Source organism: uncultured Psychroserpens sp. (assembly GCF_947492715.1).
Classification (GTDB): Bacteria; Bacteroidota; Bacteroidia; order Flavobacteriales; family Flavobacteriaceae; genus Psychroserpens.
The window spans coordinates 17,708-31,640 of the sequence record NZ_CANLNS010000006.1 but is presented as its reverse complement, the minus strand read 5'-3'; the positions used below and the strand labels follow the sequence as shown (position 1 = coordinate 31,640).

Genomic DNA, 13,933 nt, shown 5'->3' with positions numbered 1-13,933 from the left:
GCGTTTCTTATGTTTAATATTATGACGAAATCAAAAAAATCAAAAATTTATAACCTTCTTATTCTTGTTGTTATTGCGCTCATGTTGATTCCTCAAACGCGTAAGCCTATTCAGGTCGTGGTTAATAAGGCTATAGCTTTTTTTGTGAAACCGTCTGTTATTGAGGCTTCGGAAAGGACTAAGTTATCTAGTTACAAATGGTCTTTACAAGATATTAATGGAAACCAATTTGATTTTAAAACAGCAGAAGGAAAAGTGATTGTTATTAATTTTTGGGCCACTTGGTGTCCACCTTGCATAGCCGAAATGCCAAGTCTAGAAAAATTGTATCAACATTTCAAATCTAATGATGACCTTGTGTTTTTGTTTGTTTCTAATGAGGATAAAGAGAAATTATACGAATTCATGGTTCATGAAGGTTATAGCTTTAACGTCTATCAATCTATAAGTAATTACCCAAAAACGTTTGATGTTAGCTCTATTCCTAGAACGTTTGTTATTAATAGAAGTGGGGAAATAATCATTGATAAATCAGGAGCTGCAGATTGGAATAGTGAGCACGTTATTGAAACACTTGATAACGCTCTTAAAGCGTTTTAAAAAACGCTTTAATAAATGACCAAGAAAATAGTGAAGACATTATTTTCAAGTCTTCTAAAAGTGATGATTCTTCGTCCAAAAATTTAAACATAGTCTGCACCGAATTTTTGCTATAAAATTGTTCGAAAAGCCACTCGCCCTTATGATTTTCATCTTTTAAAACTTTCAAAAACACCTTGTCATAAAATCGATGTTTCCTTTTAAATAACTGGTGAGATGGAGGTTTTCCATTTTTTATATTCTCAATTAATAGAGATACTTTTTTTTCTGTATGCTTTAAAGAATACCCTGTAGATCCTTTAACCCATCCGCCTCCAGTTCCTATTTTTGTGATGTTATTGGTATTGTGTTTTGAAAAGTTATAACTGGTCATAGGTATTTGTCCAGTTTCTTCCTCTAGAACAGTATAAGCATCTATATTTAATACAGTTTTGATATAGGTTTTCAAAAACGAATCGTAGATAGGTTCATCCACAAGGTGTTCTGTGAAATATGTAAACTCAATTAAGGCTTCCCTTTTCGAAAATGGTAAAATATAGGTGAAGGTGGTTTGCTCTCCATCCTTCAGGCGGTAATCCATCATCGTTACGTTTTGATCATCAAATGTATCGGTTTCTGTAGAAATCATCCAGCCTTTGAAATGTTGAATAATTGAAGTATTACGTGTCTTAGATGCTTCAGTAAATTCATTAGGAACACGACTATCAAATACATGTGAGGCTGTGTATGTGTTTCGATTTGTTACGACTGATACATTGTCATTGTCAATAACGGAGGTAACTCGTTCTTTTATGAAATGTATAGTTTTATGTGCTCTTAAAGTAGTTAAAGCGTTTGTATAAAAATCAATAGCTCGAACGGTTTTATAGGCATATGGATTAAGCTGAAGATCAATCCTTTTTTTAGAAGTGATAATCGATGCATTAGTCCATGACTTGTGTGTAAGATGATTCCATTGTGATGGCTCGATATCCCAAAAACTCCAAGTTTTGTCGTTGGTGTTTTTTTCAATAGGATCAATAAGGGCAATCTGTAGATTTTTGAAGTAAGAATCCGAGGCTAATTTTAAAGCCAGTTGTAAACCAGCCAGACCATTTCCTATGATAATATAATCGAAATGGGAACGATGTGTCATAAATTATGTTGCCTACTATTTTTTAAAATATTTGAACGGAACAAATAACATCCCAAAGCATTCGCCGTCGTCCTTTCCTAAATGTTTGTGATGCATTTTGTGAGCGCGACGCACTCCTTTTGCATACCAATTATTTGCATTTCTAAATAACTTAAAACGCTGATGAATAAAAATGTCATGTACCAGAAAGTATGTGGCTCCATAAGCCATAATTCCTAATCCGATGGGCAAGCAAAACCAAACAGCTTCATAACTCCAAAGATAAAAACAACCCATGCTTACCGCTGCATAGAATATAAAAAAAGCATCATTTCTTTCAAACCAACTTTTGTGGTCTTTATGATGATGGTCTTTGTGTAGGCTCCATAAAAAACCATGCATCACGTATTTATGTGTAAACCACGCCATAAATTCCATCGTACAGAAAACGCCTAAAAAAATGAGAATCCAAAATACTGTCTGCATACGATTACATTAAATTTAGTTGATATTTGACATAGCTTCTAGTAAGGAGTTCAAACTTTTTATAGTTAGGAACTCTAATTCTAGTTGATTTGATTTCTAAGGCAGGTGTTTTTTTAAGTTTTTTAAGTAATTGGCTATAATAACGATAGGCCATAAATACCCCAAACTTTGCTTCAATTGGTAATTTTTTAATGCCTTGTAATCCTTTAGCAAAATCTTTTTGAATGTCATCAATAATGGTTTGCTTTGAAATTTCATCTAGCTGACTAAGATCTGTGTTAGGGAAATACGTTCTGTTTAAATCTTCAAAATCGGCTTTTAAATCCCTCAAGAAATTGACTTTTTGAAAGGCAGACCCTAAACTCATCGCCGCATCTTTTAATGCATTGTATTTGTTTCGATCTCCTTTAACAAACACTTTTAAACACATGAGTCCAACAACATCGGCAGAACCATAGATGTAATCTTTATATTCATCATTGGTTAAGTAGTTTTGTTTGTATAAGTCTAATCGCATACTTTTCATAAAAGCGTCAACAAGGTCTTTGTCAATATTATATTTATGGTAAGTGTGTTGAAATGAATTTAGAATAGGGTTTAAACTTATTTTATGTTCGAGTGCTAGTTCTAAATCAGTCGAAAAATTATTAAATAATAACTCTTTATTGTAGTCATGAAAGGTATCAACAATTTCATCTGCAAATCGCACAAACCCATAGATGTTATAAATATCCTGACGAATTGTATTGGATAACATTTTTGTTGCTAATGAAAAAGAGGTGCTGTACGACTTAGTAACAGTTTTACTGCATTGGTTTGAAACGGTATCAAAAATAGCTTTCATAATTAGTTACTGTGGTGTTTTTTAATGAGTTCTGACACTAATTTGCCTGAAATTAGTGAGGGAGGAACTCCTGGTCCTGGAACCGTTAATTGTCCTGTGAAGTATAGATTATTTACCTTTTTACTTTTCAATTTGGGTCTTAAAAATGCAGTTTGTAAGAGCGTATTTGCCATTCCATAGGCATTTCCTTTATACGAATTATAGTCGTTTATAAAATCGTTGACGCAAAAGGACTCTTTAAATATAATATTTTTTTTAACGCGTTGTGATGTTAAATCTTCAAAACGATCTATTATTTTTTCAAAATAGGCCTCTCTAAGATCATTAGAATCTTCTAAGCCTGGGGCTAACGGGATTAAAAAAATTCCGGCCTCATTTCCTTGCGGAGCTATATTATTATCGGTTATTGAGGGGAAACTTGCATAAAATAATGGTTGTTCTGGCCATTTTGGTGCGTCGTAAATAGCTTTGGCATGTCTCTCGAAATCTACATCAAAAAACAACGTATGGTGATTTACATTTTTTAACTTTTTATCAAAGCCTACATAGAATAATAGGGAAGAAGGAGCAAAGGTTTTTTTCTCCCAATAGCTTTTAGAATATTGAACGTATTTCGCATCTAAAAGTGTTTCGGTATGATAATAATCTGCACCACTCAAAATAATATCACTATCATAGCTCGTTCCGTTGGAAACAATTCCAGTTGCTTTTCCTTTATTAACGACAATCTTATCTATTGGTTGGTTTGTTTTTATAACCACACCAAGCTGTTTTGCTAATGATTCCATTGCCATTATAACTTGATACATACCACCTTTTGGGTGAAAGGTACCTATACCGAAATCGGCATAATTCATGAAGCTATAAAATGAGGGTGTATTATCTGGTTTGGCGCCTAAAAACAGTACAGGGAACTCAAGAATTTTGGCCAGTCTGTCGTTTTTAAATTCTTTCCTAACATCTTTTTTTATAGTGCTAAAAAATTGACCAATTTTTCTCATAGTCACAGGTGTCACCAGTTCAAAAGGAGAAACGCCTGGTCTATATACAAGATCTTTTATCGCCACTTCGTAGTTGTTTTGGGCGGTGTCAATAAAGGACATTAATTTTTTAGAACTTCCTTTTTCCTCTCGCTCAAAGGCAGCGCATATTTTATCTAAAGTATCCTCGATCGTTATGAAATCATCTTTTCCATAATAGACACTGTAAGCAGGATTTAATTTCTCTAGGGTATAATAGGTTTCAGGAGTCGTTTCGAAATCTGCAAAAAAACGTTCAAAAACATCAGGCATCCAATACCAAGTTGGTCCAATATCGAAGGTAAACCCGTCTTTATGAAGTTGCCTAGCTCTACCACCAATAGTTTCGTTTTTCTCAAAGATTGTAACATTGTATCCATCTCGCGCTAAATAACAAGAAGCCGCAAGAGCAGAAAAACCAGAACCAATTATGGAGATGCTTTTATTCATTGTTTAACAAATTTAATAAAAAGTTAAACAAAATTAACTTTAATTATGTGTTTTTTATAAATTTTTAACCAAACTTTCGATAGTATCAAAAGGCGAAATTTGATTTGGTAGTTGATTTCTGTCTATATCATTGAGCATTCTGCCAATAATCCAAAGCCTCACAGATGTTTTAGTTAATAAATGATCTGAAAAGTCATTTAGATATTTCTTAAGGTCTTCCTTTTCGGGCTTTACTGTAAAATAAGAAACGAAGGTAATGTCATCATAATAGCCCAGTATATCTTTAAGGCTATGAAGTGGCACACTTTGTCCTAAGAAAATAGATTGGTGTCCTTTGGCAATGATCTCATGATTTATAATCATTAGACCTAATTCATGAACTTCATTATCAGGAAGGTATAATACAAAAACTTTATTGGTATCTACTTGGTTTTTAGACTGTATTTTTTCAGTATTAATTAAGATCTTTTGTCTTATTAATGAGGTTAAAAAGTGCTCATGAGCAGGTGTAATAGTATCTGTTTGCCAAAGCACACCTATTTGGGATAGCAAGGGCATAAAGTCTTGATAAAAAATATCAATAAATGTCTTCTCTTTTTCTAAACCTTCATAGGTATCATAAAAAAGTTTTTGATCAAAGTTGAGCATCGCTAACTTAAAGGTATCAATAGCGTGGTTGTTTGTTTGGTCGTTTTGAGCAACTTCTTTCACCAAATTGGGAATGTCCATACTATCTAAAGATGCTATTTTAGAAATCTTATAGCCATTATTGTTTAAATAACTGATGTTAAGCAGTTTTTGAAGATTTCCTAAGCTATAGCATCTAATATTAGTGTCTGTTCTCTCGGGCTGTAACAGGTCATAGCGCTTTTCCCAAATCCGAATGGTATGTGCCTTTATGCCAGTAAGATTCTCGAGATCTTTGATACTAAATGTACTCTTAATGTTGTTCATTTTTAGTTTAAAAAGGTTAAACAAAAATAAACTTTTTTTAATACAGAACTCAGATTTATACTTTTTTTAATGATATAACTGTTAACAATGCATCATATTTGGACTTTATTATTCGACTTTTATAGTTTTACTATTTTTTACCTTATCATCATAAAGATGAATAGTTTGTTTGTCTTCAATGGTAAACGAACTCTAAAATTATGGATTGGTTTGCAAACATAGAATACTTAATTACTGGTAATCCTAGGCAACAAAATGCTTATAAGGTGTTAAAGGCATTGAAAATTTTTGAGAGGCTCAGCCAATATAATCCTGTGTTGTCAGGAACAATTCCAATAGAAATTGATATACCAAGTAGCGACTTAGATATTATTTGTCAATGTGAAGATCATCAAGAGTTCTCATTAAATATAAGTAGTTTATATGGAGATAAAAAAGGATTTCAAAAGCAAACAGATTATTATGATGGCATAGAGTCTACTGTTGTTAAATTTCAGGAGGAGTCCTTTAAAATTGAAATTTTCGCACAGAACAAACCCGTATTACAGCAAAACGCTTATAAGCATATGATTATTGAGTATAAGATTTTAAAGACAAAAGGTTTAGCGTTTAGAGATAAGATTATTGCACTAAAAAAAGAAGGTTATAAAACCGAACCAGCCTTTGCTAAATTATTAGGATTAAAAGGAGATCCTTATAAGGCCTTGTTAAAAGTTGAGATTTAATATTATGAAATAGAATGGAAGAACATTATCAATTTTCTGATGAAGAATTTAATCGCCAATTCGAAACTTGTAAGTTAGATCCTGGATTATTTAGTCATGAAGCACATTTGCGATTGGCTTGGATTCATATTAATAATCTCGGACTCATAAAAGCCGAAGAAACGATTCAAAATCAGTTACAAAATTTTGTAGCACATGTTGGTGCAAAAGATAAGTACCATACAACAGTAACGGTTGTGGCTATAAAGGCTGTTTACCATTTTATGAAACGATCTAAAACACGTGATTTTAAAAGTTTTATTGCTGAAACCCCTCAGTTAAAGACCAATTTTAAAGGTTTGATAGGGCGTCATTACAGTTATGATATTTTTAAATCTGATAAAGCGAAGACCGAATTTCTAGAACCAGACTTACATCCTTTCGATTGAAATAAAAAAGATGCTAAACATAAGTCAAGCATCTTTTTTCGATTTTATGGTGCGCACGAGAAGACTCGAACTTCCACGGACTAATGTCCACTAACCCCTCAAGCTAGCGCGTCTACCAATTCCGCCACGTGCGCATTTTTTAAGCTGCGGCAAAGCTATAAAAAAGGATATAGAAAACATAATTTACTACGCACATAAATTACCTTTAAATCATAATTGCTATAAGCGTATAAAGGAGAAAGGGTTAGACCATTTAAAGTCTAACCCTTGATAATTTATAAATAGTGTGCTAAATGGTTTACCCTTTTTTTACAGGTTTCCCAGCTTGTCTAGGAATACCTCCGCCGTCTTTAGGATTACCACCACCACCGCCGCCACCGCCACCACTAGTAGCGTGTGTCACGTAGATAATTTTAGCGCCTCCTCTTCCACAAGGATTATTACCCATAACTTGAACATAACCAGCGTTTTGACCATAACCAGTCATTGCTGTTAGGTTTCTATGATCTGTTGGTTGCATTTGCCAGTTTTGAGAAAAATAGTCGATAGGGTTAGATACATCAAAAGGATAAGGTAACCACCATACATAATCTTCGGCACCTTGAGAAATACCAGCATTATAATTAACTAAAGCACCTGTGTTTACTGTTGATGGCCCACTAATACTCGCTGGAGATTGTGGTTTTCCAACCCAGATGTCTTTGGTTACACTTGTTCCATCACTGAAATTTGCCGTTATAAATCCGCTAGCGCGACTATCACTAGGAACACTTACAGTAAGCGACGTAGCATTGCTACTAACGAATTGTAAGTTTGGAGAGTGTGTCCATGATGATACTGATGGTGCCATTCCGTTTATTGTAAACGTGAGGTTGTCAAATCTACATGCATATTCTGCTCCAGAAATTGTAAAGCTAGGAGCAGCGCAACCACCATATAAAAAGTCGGCAGCAATAATATCAAAACTAGAAAAGCCATTCCATGTGAAGTTCGCTGTTCCTCCATTCATTACAGAGTTAGGATCTTGAGATGGTGTGCCTGGTATAAGGTTAGCACCAACAGGGCCAACGCCTTCACCTCTTGCATCCCAATTTGTATGTCTAAAACCAATACAATGTCCAAATTCATGAACCATATTATAGCGCTTTTGTCCAGTACTAACTGTAGTATTACCGTCAAAATTTAGATTAATCAATATTTCATTGTGAGGTTGATTTGCATTTGGAAATCCAGCAGAAGCAATTACATTGTTCGGAAGTGAATTGTTATCACTTCTTACAACGATATCAGCATTTGGATTGGTAGTTAAGGTAAAGTTGATACAGTTATCCTGAATGTTGCTCCAATCATCCATGGCTTGGTTAATTTCAGTTCGCCAATTATCAGGTCCTAATTGCGGAATAGAGTTGTCTACAAATACAGTCATTGAAGTTACATTAGCCTGAGACACTAAATTATTAGTATGCGCGTGTCTGTCTAAATGATCATCTTGCTCTGCATAGTCTTTAATGTCTTTAGAGAACATTAAATCGCCTCCAACTAAGAAGAAATTGTCAAGCTCAACAATAGTTTCTAGAGCGTAGCCTTTTTCAAGTAGTTTGTCAATAACAGCGTTTCTGTTTAAATTCTCTTCTTCTTCCACTATATTGTCTTCAGAACAATTCTGAAAGCTTAACAGACAAGTCATGCTTAGCGTTAATAGTGCTAGTTTTTTAAATTTTTTTGTTTTCATACGAGTTAATTTTTATGGTTTAATAATAGTAGTACTACCTGAAAGTTCCGAGACGAATAAAAATGTTACCCAAATCAAATCGGATTAATTAATTTTTTTTTAAAATCGCATGAATGACATGTATTTGCCATATAAAAAAAGGAAGTGTATAGGTGTTTAATGTCAACAAGAATGTATAGGCGTTATCGAGAGCTAAAAAATGCGTATAAAATAATCCCTAAAATGATACCTATAATTATGAAATAGGTCCAGAATAAAGTCCTGCAACTATAACCATCGCGTATTTTATCGGCTAGTTTTTCTCTATAGCTGCTCATTCTAAGTACAAGTTAAGATTAATATCAAAACAAATATCTGGTAAAATAAGAAAGTAGGGTAGAGCCAAAACCCCTTTTTTTAAAAGGGATAAACACCAAAGATTACTACTCAATTGATTGCATAAAAAAAGCCTAAGTATCAAATACTTAGGCTTTTTAAGTGACTTGGCTGGGGCTCGAACCCAGGACCCTCTCCTTAAAAGGGAGATGCTCTACCAACTGAGCTACCAAGTCAATAAGTTTCTCTAACGAGGGTGCAAATATAAAACGATTAATTAATATTCCAAACCAATTTTTAGATATTTTTTCGTTTTTTTGTGATTAATTATCTTATGTTTTTAATAATCAATTTATAACGAAAAAATGACATTGTTTTTAGTTGGATATATGGGCTCTGGAAAATCAGTAATTGGTCAAAAACTAGCAGAAGTTTTAAACTACGATTTTATAGATTTTGATGCTTTTATAGAAAGTAAGGAAGAATCTACTATTTCCAACATTTTTGATGCTAAAGGTGAAATTTATTTCAGGAAAGCCGAACATAAATACTTAGATGATGTTCTTGCAACATCGCATACTGTTGTGTCTTTAGGAGGAGGAACACCTTGTTATGGAAATAATATGGCTAAACTTTTAGATGCAAACAACGCGCAAACCATTTACCTTAAGGCTTTAATACCAAGCTTATCTAATCGTTTGTTTTCTGAAAAAGCACAACGACCATTAATTGCACATATTACGTCTAAAGATAATTTAAACGAATTTATAGGAAAGCATCTATTTGAACGCGCGCCATTTTATGAGCAAGCCCATATAACAATAAAAACAGACGCTAAAGACGTAGACGAAGTTGTAGAAGAATTAATAGCCCAACTATTCTAAATAGGCCTCATGCTGCTTGCCAGATAAAATAATCTCAACATGTTCGTGTAATGACGTCGACAATGAGATGCCTTTAAAATCGGCTTTTACAGGGAACTTCTTATGATTTCTATTTACCAAAACAGCCGTTTTAAATTGCTTAAGAGGTACATCTAAAAAATGTTTTACACCATAAATTAAAGTACTACCTGAGTTTAAGACGTCGTCTACCAAAACAACAGACTTATTGGTGTATTCTTCAGCTTTTAAAGAGGTTTTAATCTCAGATAAAGGTTGTTTTTTATCAATGGTAACTTTACAAAGTATGGGATTTAAATCTGAAATTTTTTCAAGCGTTTGTTTTAGCTTTTTCGCTAATATGTAGCCGTTATTTTCAATTCCAGCCAAAATAATGTCTTCTTCATAAACATTGCTTTCATAAATCTGGTAAGCAATACGTTTTATTTTATGCTGGATTTCCTGATGATTTAAGATGATGTTTTTAGTATGACTCATACTTTGATTTGTTTCTTCAAATATAAAAAGAGTTCGGTTATTAAAACGATTTAATTTTGGATATCTTCCTCTGGAGTATCATAAAAATCATCAATATCTCTACGATCCTTTTTCGTTGGTCGTCCAGTCCCTTTTTTACGGTAATAATCTTTAGAATATTTGAGGAGTTCTTGTGCCTCAAACGCTTCTTTTGGGGTAACGTCTGTCCTATAAATATCTACCAGTTTTGCACCAACGCGACTTTCAGGTAAGTCATTAACAACAATTTGATATGTTATTTGGTCTTTTCTAAACTCTATTTTATCTGTTGGGTAGACCTCTCTGCTGGGTTTTACAACCTGCTCATTTACCTTGACATGACCCTTTTTGCACGCATTAGTGGCAATACTTCTCGTTTTACAATATCTAATGCACCAAAGGTATTTATCTATTCGCATATTAAAACTGTGAAATTGACGTTAATTGTATTGCACAAAAATATTATATTATTGTATCTTGCGTGTTAAAAATAAGCAATATTGAACGATTCAAATTTATTTGAATAAAGAAAAATTTAATCATGATGAAATTAAAAAATGTAGCAGCGGTTATCGCGCTTTCAGCATTATCTTTTTTTGCCTGTAAGCCAGATGATCCAGATTTTGTACCTGTCCCAGATAATGATAGAACCGAACAGCAAGTTGTTGATAACGACTCTTTAATAGATTATTTCGAAACGCATTATTACAACTCATCCTTATTTGAAACTCCTGGAGACTATTCTATGGATGACATTATAATTACAGAGTTGCCTCAAGATGATGATGGTAATTATTTGCCACTTCCAGATCCAGATGATAATACCCTATTAATTGATGCTGTTGAGACGTACACAACGACATTTTTGGAAACCGAATATGAATATTACATATTAAAGTTAAATCAGGGAGGAAGTGATTATAGCCCTAATTTTAGTGATTTAGCAGAGTTTGTGTACTCTGGAAATTTAATGGATGGAACGGTGTTTGATAGTTCTGTTAATCCAAACTTTGCCTTTGATATGTTAGGACTTATTGAAGGTTGGAGAAACGTGCTAACAAAATTTAATACGGCAGATTCTTTTACTATTAATCCTGATGGTACCGTACAATATAGCGATTATGGTTTTGGCGTTATGTTTTTACCTTCTGGGTTAGCGTATTTCTCAACACCTCCTTTTGGTGTACCTGTGTATTCTAATCTTATTTTTAAGTTTGAATTGTATAGAGCAGAGGCTAATGACCATGACAATGATGGTGTACCTTCTCAACTAGAAGATTTAAATGAAAATATGAATGCTAATGATGATGATACGGATGGTGATGGCGTGCCTAATTTCTTTGATGCAGATGATGATGGTGACGGTGTGTTAACTACAAACGAAGATATTAATAATGATGGAGATCCTACTAATGATGATACCGATGGTGATGGGATTCCTAATTATTTAGATGCAGACTCTACAGAAACAAATGAAGATTCTTAAAAGGGAAACTTCAGTACAGCAATAAAAAAAAAGACGCCATTAGGCGTCTTTTTCGTTTTTTAACGGGTCTCTTTTATAATGCAATTGATAAACTTAAAATAAGCTGATCTGGTCTTGTGTCAATTCTACTTACAACGCCTTCACCTAAATTGTTACCAATAAAGTTTGCTTCATTATCATTAAAGCCACGCTCATATCGTAAATCGATACCAATTTTATTGAGACTTAATCCAATACCGAAATTCAATCCTATAGAGAAATCATTTTCTATATTATCCACACTAATACCATCAAATTCGGTATCGAGAATGTATTGTAATGATGGACCACCAAATACACTTACAGGCCCAATAACCTTCAGGCCAACTAAGAGTGGTGCATCAAGTTTTTTCATGTCAAAAGAATCATCGTTATAATCACTCTTTGTGCTTGTATACATAAGTTCTGGTCTAAAATAGAGCTTGTTACCTAGCTTTCCGAAGACCCCAATATGATAACCAATATTACGATCTGGATTTTGGGCATTTTCGCCTATAGACTCAAAATAATCGCCATTGGCATTGTAGTTTAATCCACCTTTAATACCAAATGCACTTCCTGTTTGCGCATAAGCGCCTAAACAAAATAACGTTAATAAAAACGTGCTAATAATCAATTTCTTCATAATATATTCGTTTTTTGTGATTTTGATGTATAGTATCAAAAACGTTGCCAAACGAAAAATATTACTTTCTCTTTAAGACTGTTTCGGTTGCTTTTACAATAGCATTTGCATTCAAACCATACTTTTCCATAAGCTGAGCTGGCGTTCCAGATTCGCCAAAAGTATCATTAGTTGCCACAAATTCTTGAGGTGCTGGTTGGTGTTTTGTTAGCACTCTAGCTACACTTTCACCTAGACCTCCTAAATAATTATGTTCTTCTGCAGTAACAATACATTTAGTTTTAGCAACAGAATCTAAAATTGCCTTTTCATCCAAAGGTTTTATAGTGTGAATATTAATGACTTCAGCAGAAATTCCGTTTTCATTTAAAGTTTTTGCAGCTTCTAGCGCTTCCCAAACTAAATGACCAGTAGCAACAATGGTAACATCATTTCCTTCGGTTAATTGAACTGCTTTACCAATTTCGAAGGTTTGATCTTCTGGTGTAAAGTTGGCTACTTTAGGTCTGCCAAATCGTAAATATACAGGGCCATGATGTTCAGCAATGGCAATGGTTGCAGCTTTTGTTTGATTGTAATCACAGGTATTAATAACCGTCATTCCTGGTAACATTTTCATCAAACCAATATCCTCTAGGATTTGATGTGTAGCTCCATCTTCACCAAGTGTTAATCCGGCATGAGATGCACAGATTTTTACATTTTTATCAGAATACGCTACACTTTGTCTAATTTGATCATAAACACGACCAGTAGAAAAATTAGCAAAAGTTCCTGTAAATGGAATTTTTCCACCAATAGTCATACCTGCAGCTAAACCAATCATATTGGCCTCTGCAATTCCTACTTGGTAAAAGCGTTCAGGATGATTTGCTTTGAATTCATCCATTTTTAAAGACCCAATCAAGTCGGCACAAAGTGCAACAACATTTTCATTGGTTTTACCTAATTCTGTTAATCCAGCTCCAAAACCTGAGCGTGTGTCTTTATTTCCTGAGTTTGTATATGTTTTCATTCTTTGATTTTGAAACTGTAATTAATGTTGATTGTTTTTTGCGTTGTATCTACTTTATGTGCTTTGATCATGGTTTCGTCATCGCTTGCTACTTGCATGATAAGCCCGTCTGGAATATTAAAACCTAACAGATTTGCATTGTTTTTAGAAGCAAACATTAGTTCGAAGATCTTTTTGAATAACTGACTGTTTTTTACTTTCAAACTGTCATCAAAAGCAACAGAGATCTTCTCAGAATTTTTATGTGAAGGATAAACATCATAAACCGTTGCTTTTCTATCTGCGATGTTTATGGTTTCCTGAGTGTTTTCCGAAATTAACTCGAATTCTTCTTCGTCTTCAGAAGGAAAAGGCATCGGCACTAAAGCCGAAAGTTCAAAATTCATAAAAAGTTCATTTTCTCCAGACTGAAAACACATCATGAGTGCTGCTTTTTCGGTGTCATAAATGATAGCTAACTCTGCGTTTTCCAACATTTCAGCATTTCTTCTAAACATAGATTTGCCAAGGTCTCTCGCAAGACTTTTACTGTTTGTCCATATGTATTTACCATTTTTTTCAAATCCAACAGTAATGGTATCATTAGTACCTTTACGTTTGTTTGGAGCAAGATATTCAACAGTATAATCTATGGTAATTGTTTTCTCTTGAGCATAGCAACATGCAATTGAGAAAATGACGAGTATTGTTAATAGTTTTTTCAT

16 protein-coding genes and 2 tRNA genes are annotated in these 13,933 nt (G+C 33.7%); 5 read left to right on the top strand and 13 right to left on the bottom strand.

From position 1 onward, the window contains the following. Nucleotides 1-21: 21 nt before the first annotated feature. A complete protein-coding gene (locus tag Q0787_RS14355) occupies nucleotides 22-600 on the top strand; it encodes a TlpA disulfide reductase family protein (RefSeq protein ID WP_298903532.1) in 579 nt (192 codons plus the stop codon). Here the strand turns inward: Q0787_RS14355 and Q0787_RS14350 are convergent. Genes Q0787_RS14350 through Q0787_RS14330 form a run of 5 tightly spaced genes read right to left on the bottom strand, consistent with a single transcriptional unit; the run spans nucleotide 587 to nucleotide 5,467 of the window. Next, on the bottom strand, nucleotides 587-1,735 hold the full coding sequence (locus tag Q0787_RS14350) for a lycopene cyclase family protein (RefSeq protein ID WP_298903531.1): 1,149 nt from the start codon (nucleotides 1,733-1,735) through the stop codon (nucleotides 587-589). The two genes, Q0787_RS14355 and Q0787_RS14350, sit on opposite strands and share 14 nt — an antisense overlap. Nucleotides 1,736-1,750: 15 nt before the next feature. Then, nucleotides 1,751-2,200, bottom strand: a complete 450-nt coding sequence (locus Q0787_RS14345; RefSeq protein ID WP_298903530.1) for a sterol desaturase family protein — start codon at nucleotides 2,198-2,200, stop codon at nucleotides 1,751-1,753. Between the two features lie 4 nt (nucleotides 2,201-2,204). Further along, a complete protein-coding gene (locus tag Q0787_RS14340) occupies nucleotides 2,205-3,044 on the bottom strand; it encodes a phytoene/squalene synthase family protein (RefSeq protein ID WP_298903529.1) in 840 nt (279 codons plus the stop codon). Between the two features lie 2 nt (nucleotides 3,045-3,046). Further along, entirely contained in the window at nucleotides 3,047-4,513 is a 1,467-nt protein-coding gene (gene crtI, locus Q0787_RS14335) for an NAD(P)/FAD-dependent oxidoreductase (protein ID WP_298903528.1), read from the bottom strand. Between the two features lie 54 nt (nucleotides 4,514-4,567). Next, complete coding sequence (locus tag Q0787_RS14330; protein ID WP_298903527.1) at nucleotides 4,568-5,467, bottom strand: MerR family transcriptional regulator; 900 nt, start codon at nucleotides 5,465-5,467, stop codon at nucleotides 4,568-4,570. Between the two features lie 200 nt (nucleotides 5,468-5,667). Between Q0787_RS14330 and Q0787_RS14325 the strand changes: the two genes are divergently transcribed. Next, on the top strand, nucleotides 5,668-6,192 hold the full coding sequence (locus tag Q0787_RS14325; protein WP_298903526.1) for a DUF4269 domain-containing protein: 525 nt from the start codon (nucleotides 5,668-5,670) through the stop codon (nucleotides 6,190-6,192). Between the two features lie 14 nt (nucleotides 6,193-6,206). Next, the gene (locus Q0787_RS14320; protein WP_298903525.1) at nucleotides 6,207-6,620 is read left to right on the top strand and encodes a hypothetical protein; all 414 of its coding nucleotides are present in this window, start codon (nucleotides 6,207-6,209) and stop codon (nucleotides 6,618-6,620) included. Between the two features lie 47 nt (nucleotides 6,621-6,667). Here Q0787_RS14320 and Q0787_RS14315 read toward each other — a convergent pair. The 3 genes from Q0787_RS14315 to Q0787_RS14305 all read right to left on the bottom strand — a co-directional run bounded on the left by Q0787_RS14315 (nucleotide 6,668) and on the right by Q0787_RS14305 (nucleotide 8,903). Then, nucleotides 6,668-6,754, bottom strand: a tRNA-Leu gene (locus Q0787_RS14315). 164 nt (nucleotides 6,755-6,918) lie between these two features. After that, nucleotides 6,919-8,352: a M57 family metalloprotease gene (locus Q0787_RS14310; RefSeq protein WP_298903524.1), complete on the bottom strand. Its 1,434-nt coding sequence runs from the start codon at nucleotides 8,350-8,352 to the stop codon at nucleotides 6,919-6,921. Nucleotides 8,353-8,830: 478 nt separating this feature from the next. Further along, nucleotides 8,831-8,903 (bottom strand) — tRNA-Lys (locus Q0787_RS14305). A 129-nt stretch (nucleotides 8,904-9,032) separates the two neighbouring features. Between Q0787_RS14305 and Q0787_RS14300 the strand changes: the two genes are divergently transcribed. Then, complete coding sequence (locus Q0787_RS14300; protein WP_298903523.1) at nucleotides 9,033-9,551, top strand: shikimate kinase; 519 nt, start codon at nucleotides 9,033-9,035, stop codon at nucleotides 9,549-9,551. Here Q0787_RS14300 and Q0787_RS14295 read toward each other — a convergent pair. Continuing rightward, nucleotides 9,543-10,046 carry a phosphoribosyltransferase family protein gene (locus Q0787_RS14295; protein WP_298903522.1) on the bottom strand — a complete coding sequence of 168 codons (504 nt, stop codon included), beginning with the start codon at nucleotides 10,044-10,046 and terminating at the stop codon, nucleotides 9,543-9,545. The two genes, Q0787_RS14300 and Q0787_RS14295, sit on opposite strands and share 9 nt — an antisense overlap. A gap of 50 nt (nucleotides 10,047-10,096) precedes the next feature. Continuing rightward, complete coding sequence (locus Q0787_RS14290; RefSeq protein ID WP_298903521.1) at nucleotides 10,097-10,483, bottom strand: S4 domain-containing protein; 387 nt, start codon at nucleotides 10,481-10,483, stop codon at nucleotides 10,097-10,099. Between the two features lie 122 nt (nucleotides 10,484-10,605). Between Q0787_RS14290 and Q0787_RS14285 the strand changes: the two genes are divergently transcribed. Then, nucleotides 10,606-11,550, top strand: a complete 945-nt coding sequence (locus Q0787_RS14285; RefSeq protein WP_298903520.1) for an FKBP-type peptidyl-prolyl cis-trans isomerase — start codon at nucleotides 10,606-10,608, stop codon at nucleotides 11,548-11,550. A gap of 73 nt (nucleotides 11,551-11,623) precedes the next feature. Here Q0787_RS14285 and Q0787_RS14280 read toward each other — a convergent pair whose 3' ends face one another. The 3 genes from Q0787_RS14280 to Q0787_RS14270 all read right to left on the bottom strand — a co-directional run bounded on the left by Q0787_RS14280 (nucleotide 11,624) and on the right by Q0787_RS14270 (nucleotide 13,933). Beyond that, nucleotides 11,624-12,214, bottom strand: a complete 591-nt coding sequence (locus tag Q0787_RS14280) for an outer membrane beta-barrel protein (RefSeq protein WP_298903519.1) — start codon at nucleotides 12,212-12,214, stop codon at nucleotides 11,624-11,626. Nucleotides 12,215-12,275: 61 nt separating this feature from the next. Then, entirely contained in the window at nucleotides 12,276-13,229 is a 954-nt protein-coding gene (locus tag Q0787_RS14275) for a transketolase C-terminal domain-containing protein (RefSeq protein ID WP_298903518.1), read from the bottom strand. Then, entirely contained in the window at nucleotides 13,226-13,933 is a 708-nt protein-coding gene (locus Q0787_RS14270) for a hypothetical protein (protein WP_298903517.1), read from the bottom strand. The genes Q0787_RS14275 and Q0787_RS14270 overlap by 4 nt, the downstream gene beginning before the upstream one ends.

Coding starts and splice junctions, on each gene's coding strand:
- Q0787_RS14355 (WP_298903532.1), top strand. CDS start 22: ATGACGAAATCAAAAAAATCAAAAATTTATAACCTTCTTATTCTTGTT.
- Q0787_RS14350 (WP_298903531.1), bottom strand. CDS start 1,735: ATGACACATCGTTCCCATTTCGATTATATTATCATAGGAAATGGTCTG.
- Q0787_RS14345 (WP_298903530.1), bottom strand. CDS start 2,200: ATGCAGACAGTATTTTGGATTCTCATTTTTTTAGGCGTTTTCTGTACG.
- Q0787_RS14340 (WP_298903529.1), bottom strand. CDS start 3,044: ATGAAAGCTATTTTTGATACCGTTTCAAACCAATGCAGTAAAACTGTT.
- crtI (WP_298903528.1), bottom strand. CDS start 4,513: ATGAATAAAAGCATCTCCATAATTGGTTCTGGTTTTTCTGCTCTTGCG.
- Q0787_RS14330 (WP_298903527.1), bottom strand. CDS start 5,467: ATGAACAACATTAAGAGTACATTTAGTATCAAAGATCTCGAGAATCTT.
- Q0787_RS14325 (WP_298903526.1), top strand. CDS start 5,668: ATGGATTGGTTTGCAAACATAGAATACTTAATTACTGGTAATCCTAGG.
- Q0787_RS14320 (WP_298903525.1), top strand. CDS start 6,207: ATGGAAGAACATTATCAATTTTCTGATGAAGAATTTAATCGCCAATTC.
- Q0787_RS14310 (WP_298903524.1), bottom strand. CDS start 8,352: ATGAAAACAAAAAAATTTAAAAAACTAGCACTATTAACGCTAAGCATG.
- Q0787_RS14300 (WP_298903523.1), top strand. CDS start 9,033: ATGACATTGTTTTTAGTTGGATATATGGGCTCTGGAAAATCAGTAATT.
- Q0787_RS14295 (WP_298903522.1), bottom strand. CDS start 10,046: ATGAGTCATACTAAAAACATCATCTTAAATCATCAGGAAATCCAGCAT.
- Q0787_RS14290 (WP_298903521.1), bottom strand. CDS start 10,483: ATGCGAATAGATAAATACCTTTGGTGCATTAGATATTGTAAAACGAGA.
- Q0787_RS14285 (WP_298903520.1), top strand. CDS start 10,606: ATGATGAAATTAAAAAATGTAGCAGCGGTTATCGCGCTTTCAGCATTA.
- Q0787_RS14280 (WP_298903519.1), bottom strand. CDS start 12,214: ATGAAGAAATTGATTATTAGCACGTTTTTATTAACGTTATTTTGTTTA.
- Q0787_RS14275 (WP_298903518.1), bottom strand. CDS start 13,229: ATGAAAACATATACAAACTCAGGAAATAAAGACACACGCTCAGGTTTT.
- Q0787_RS14270 (WP_298903517.1), bottom strand. CDS start 13,933: ATGAAAAAACTATTAACAATACTCGTCATTTTCTCAATTGCATGTTGC.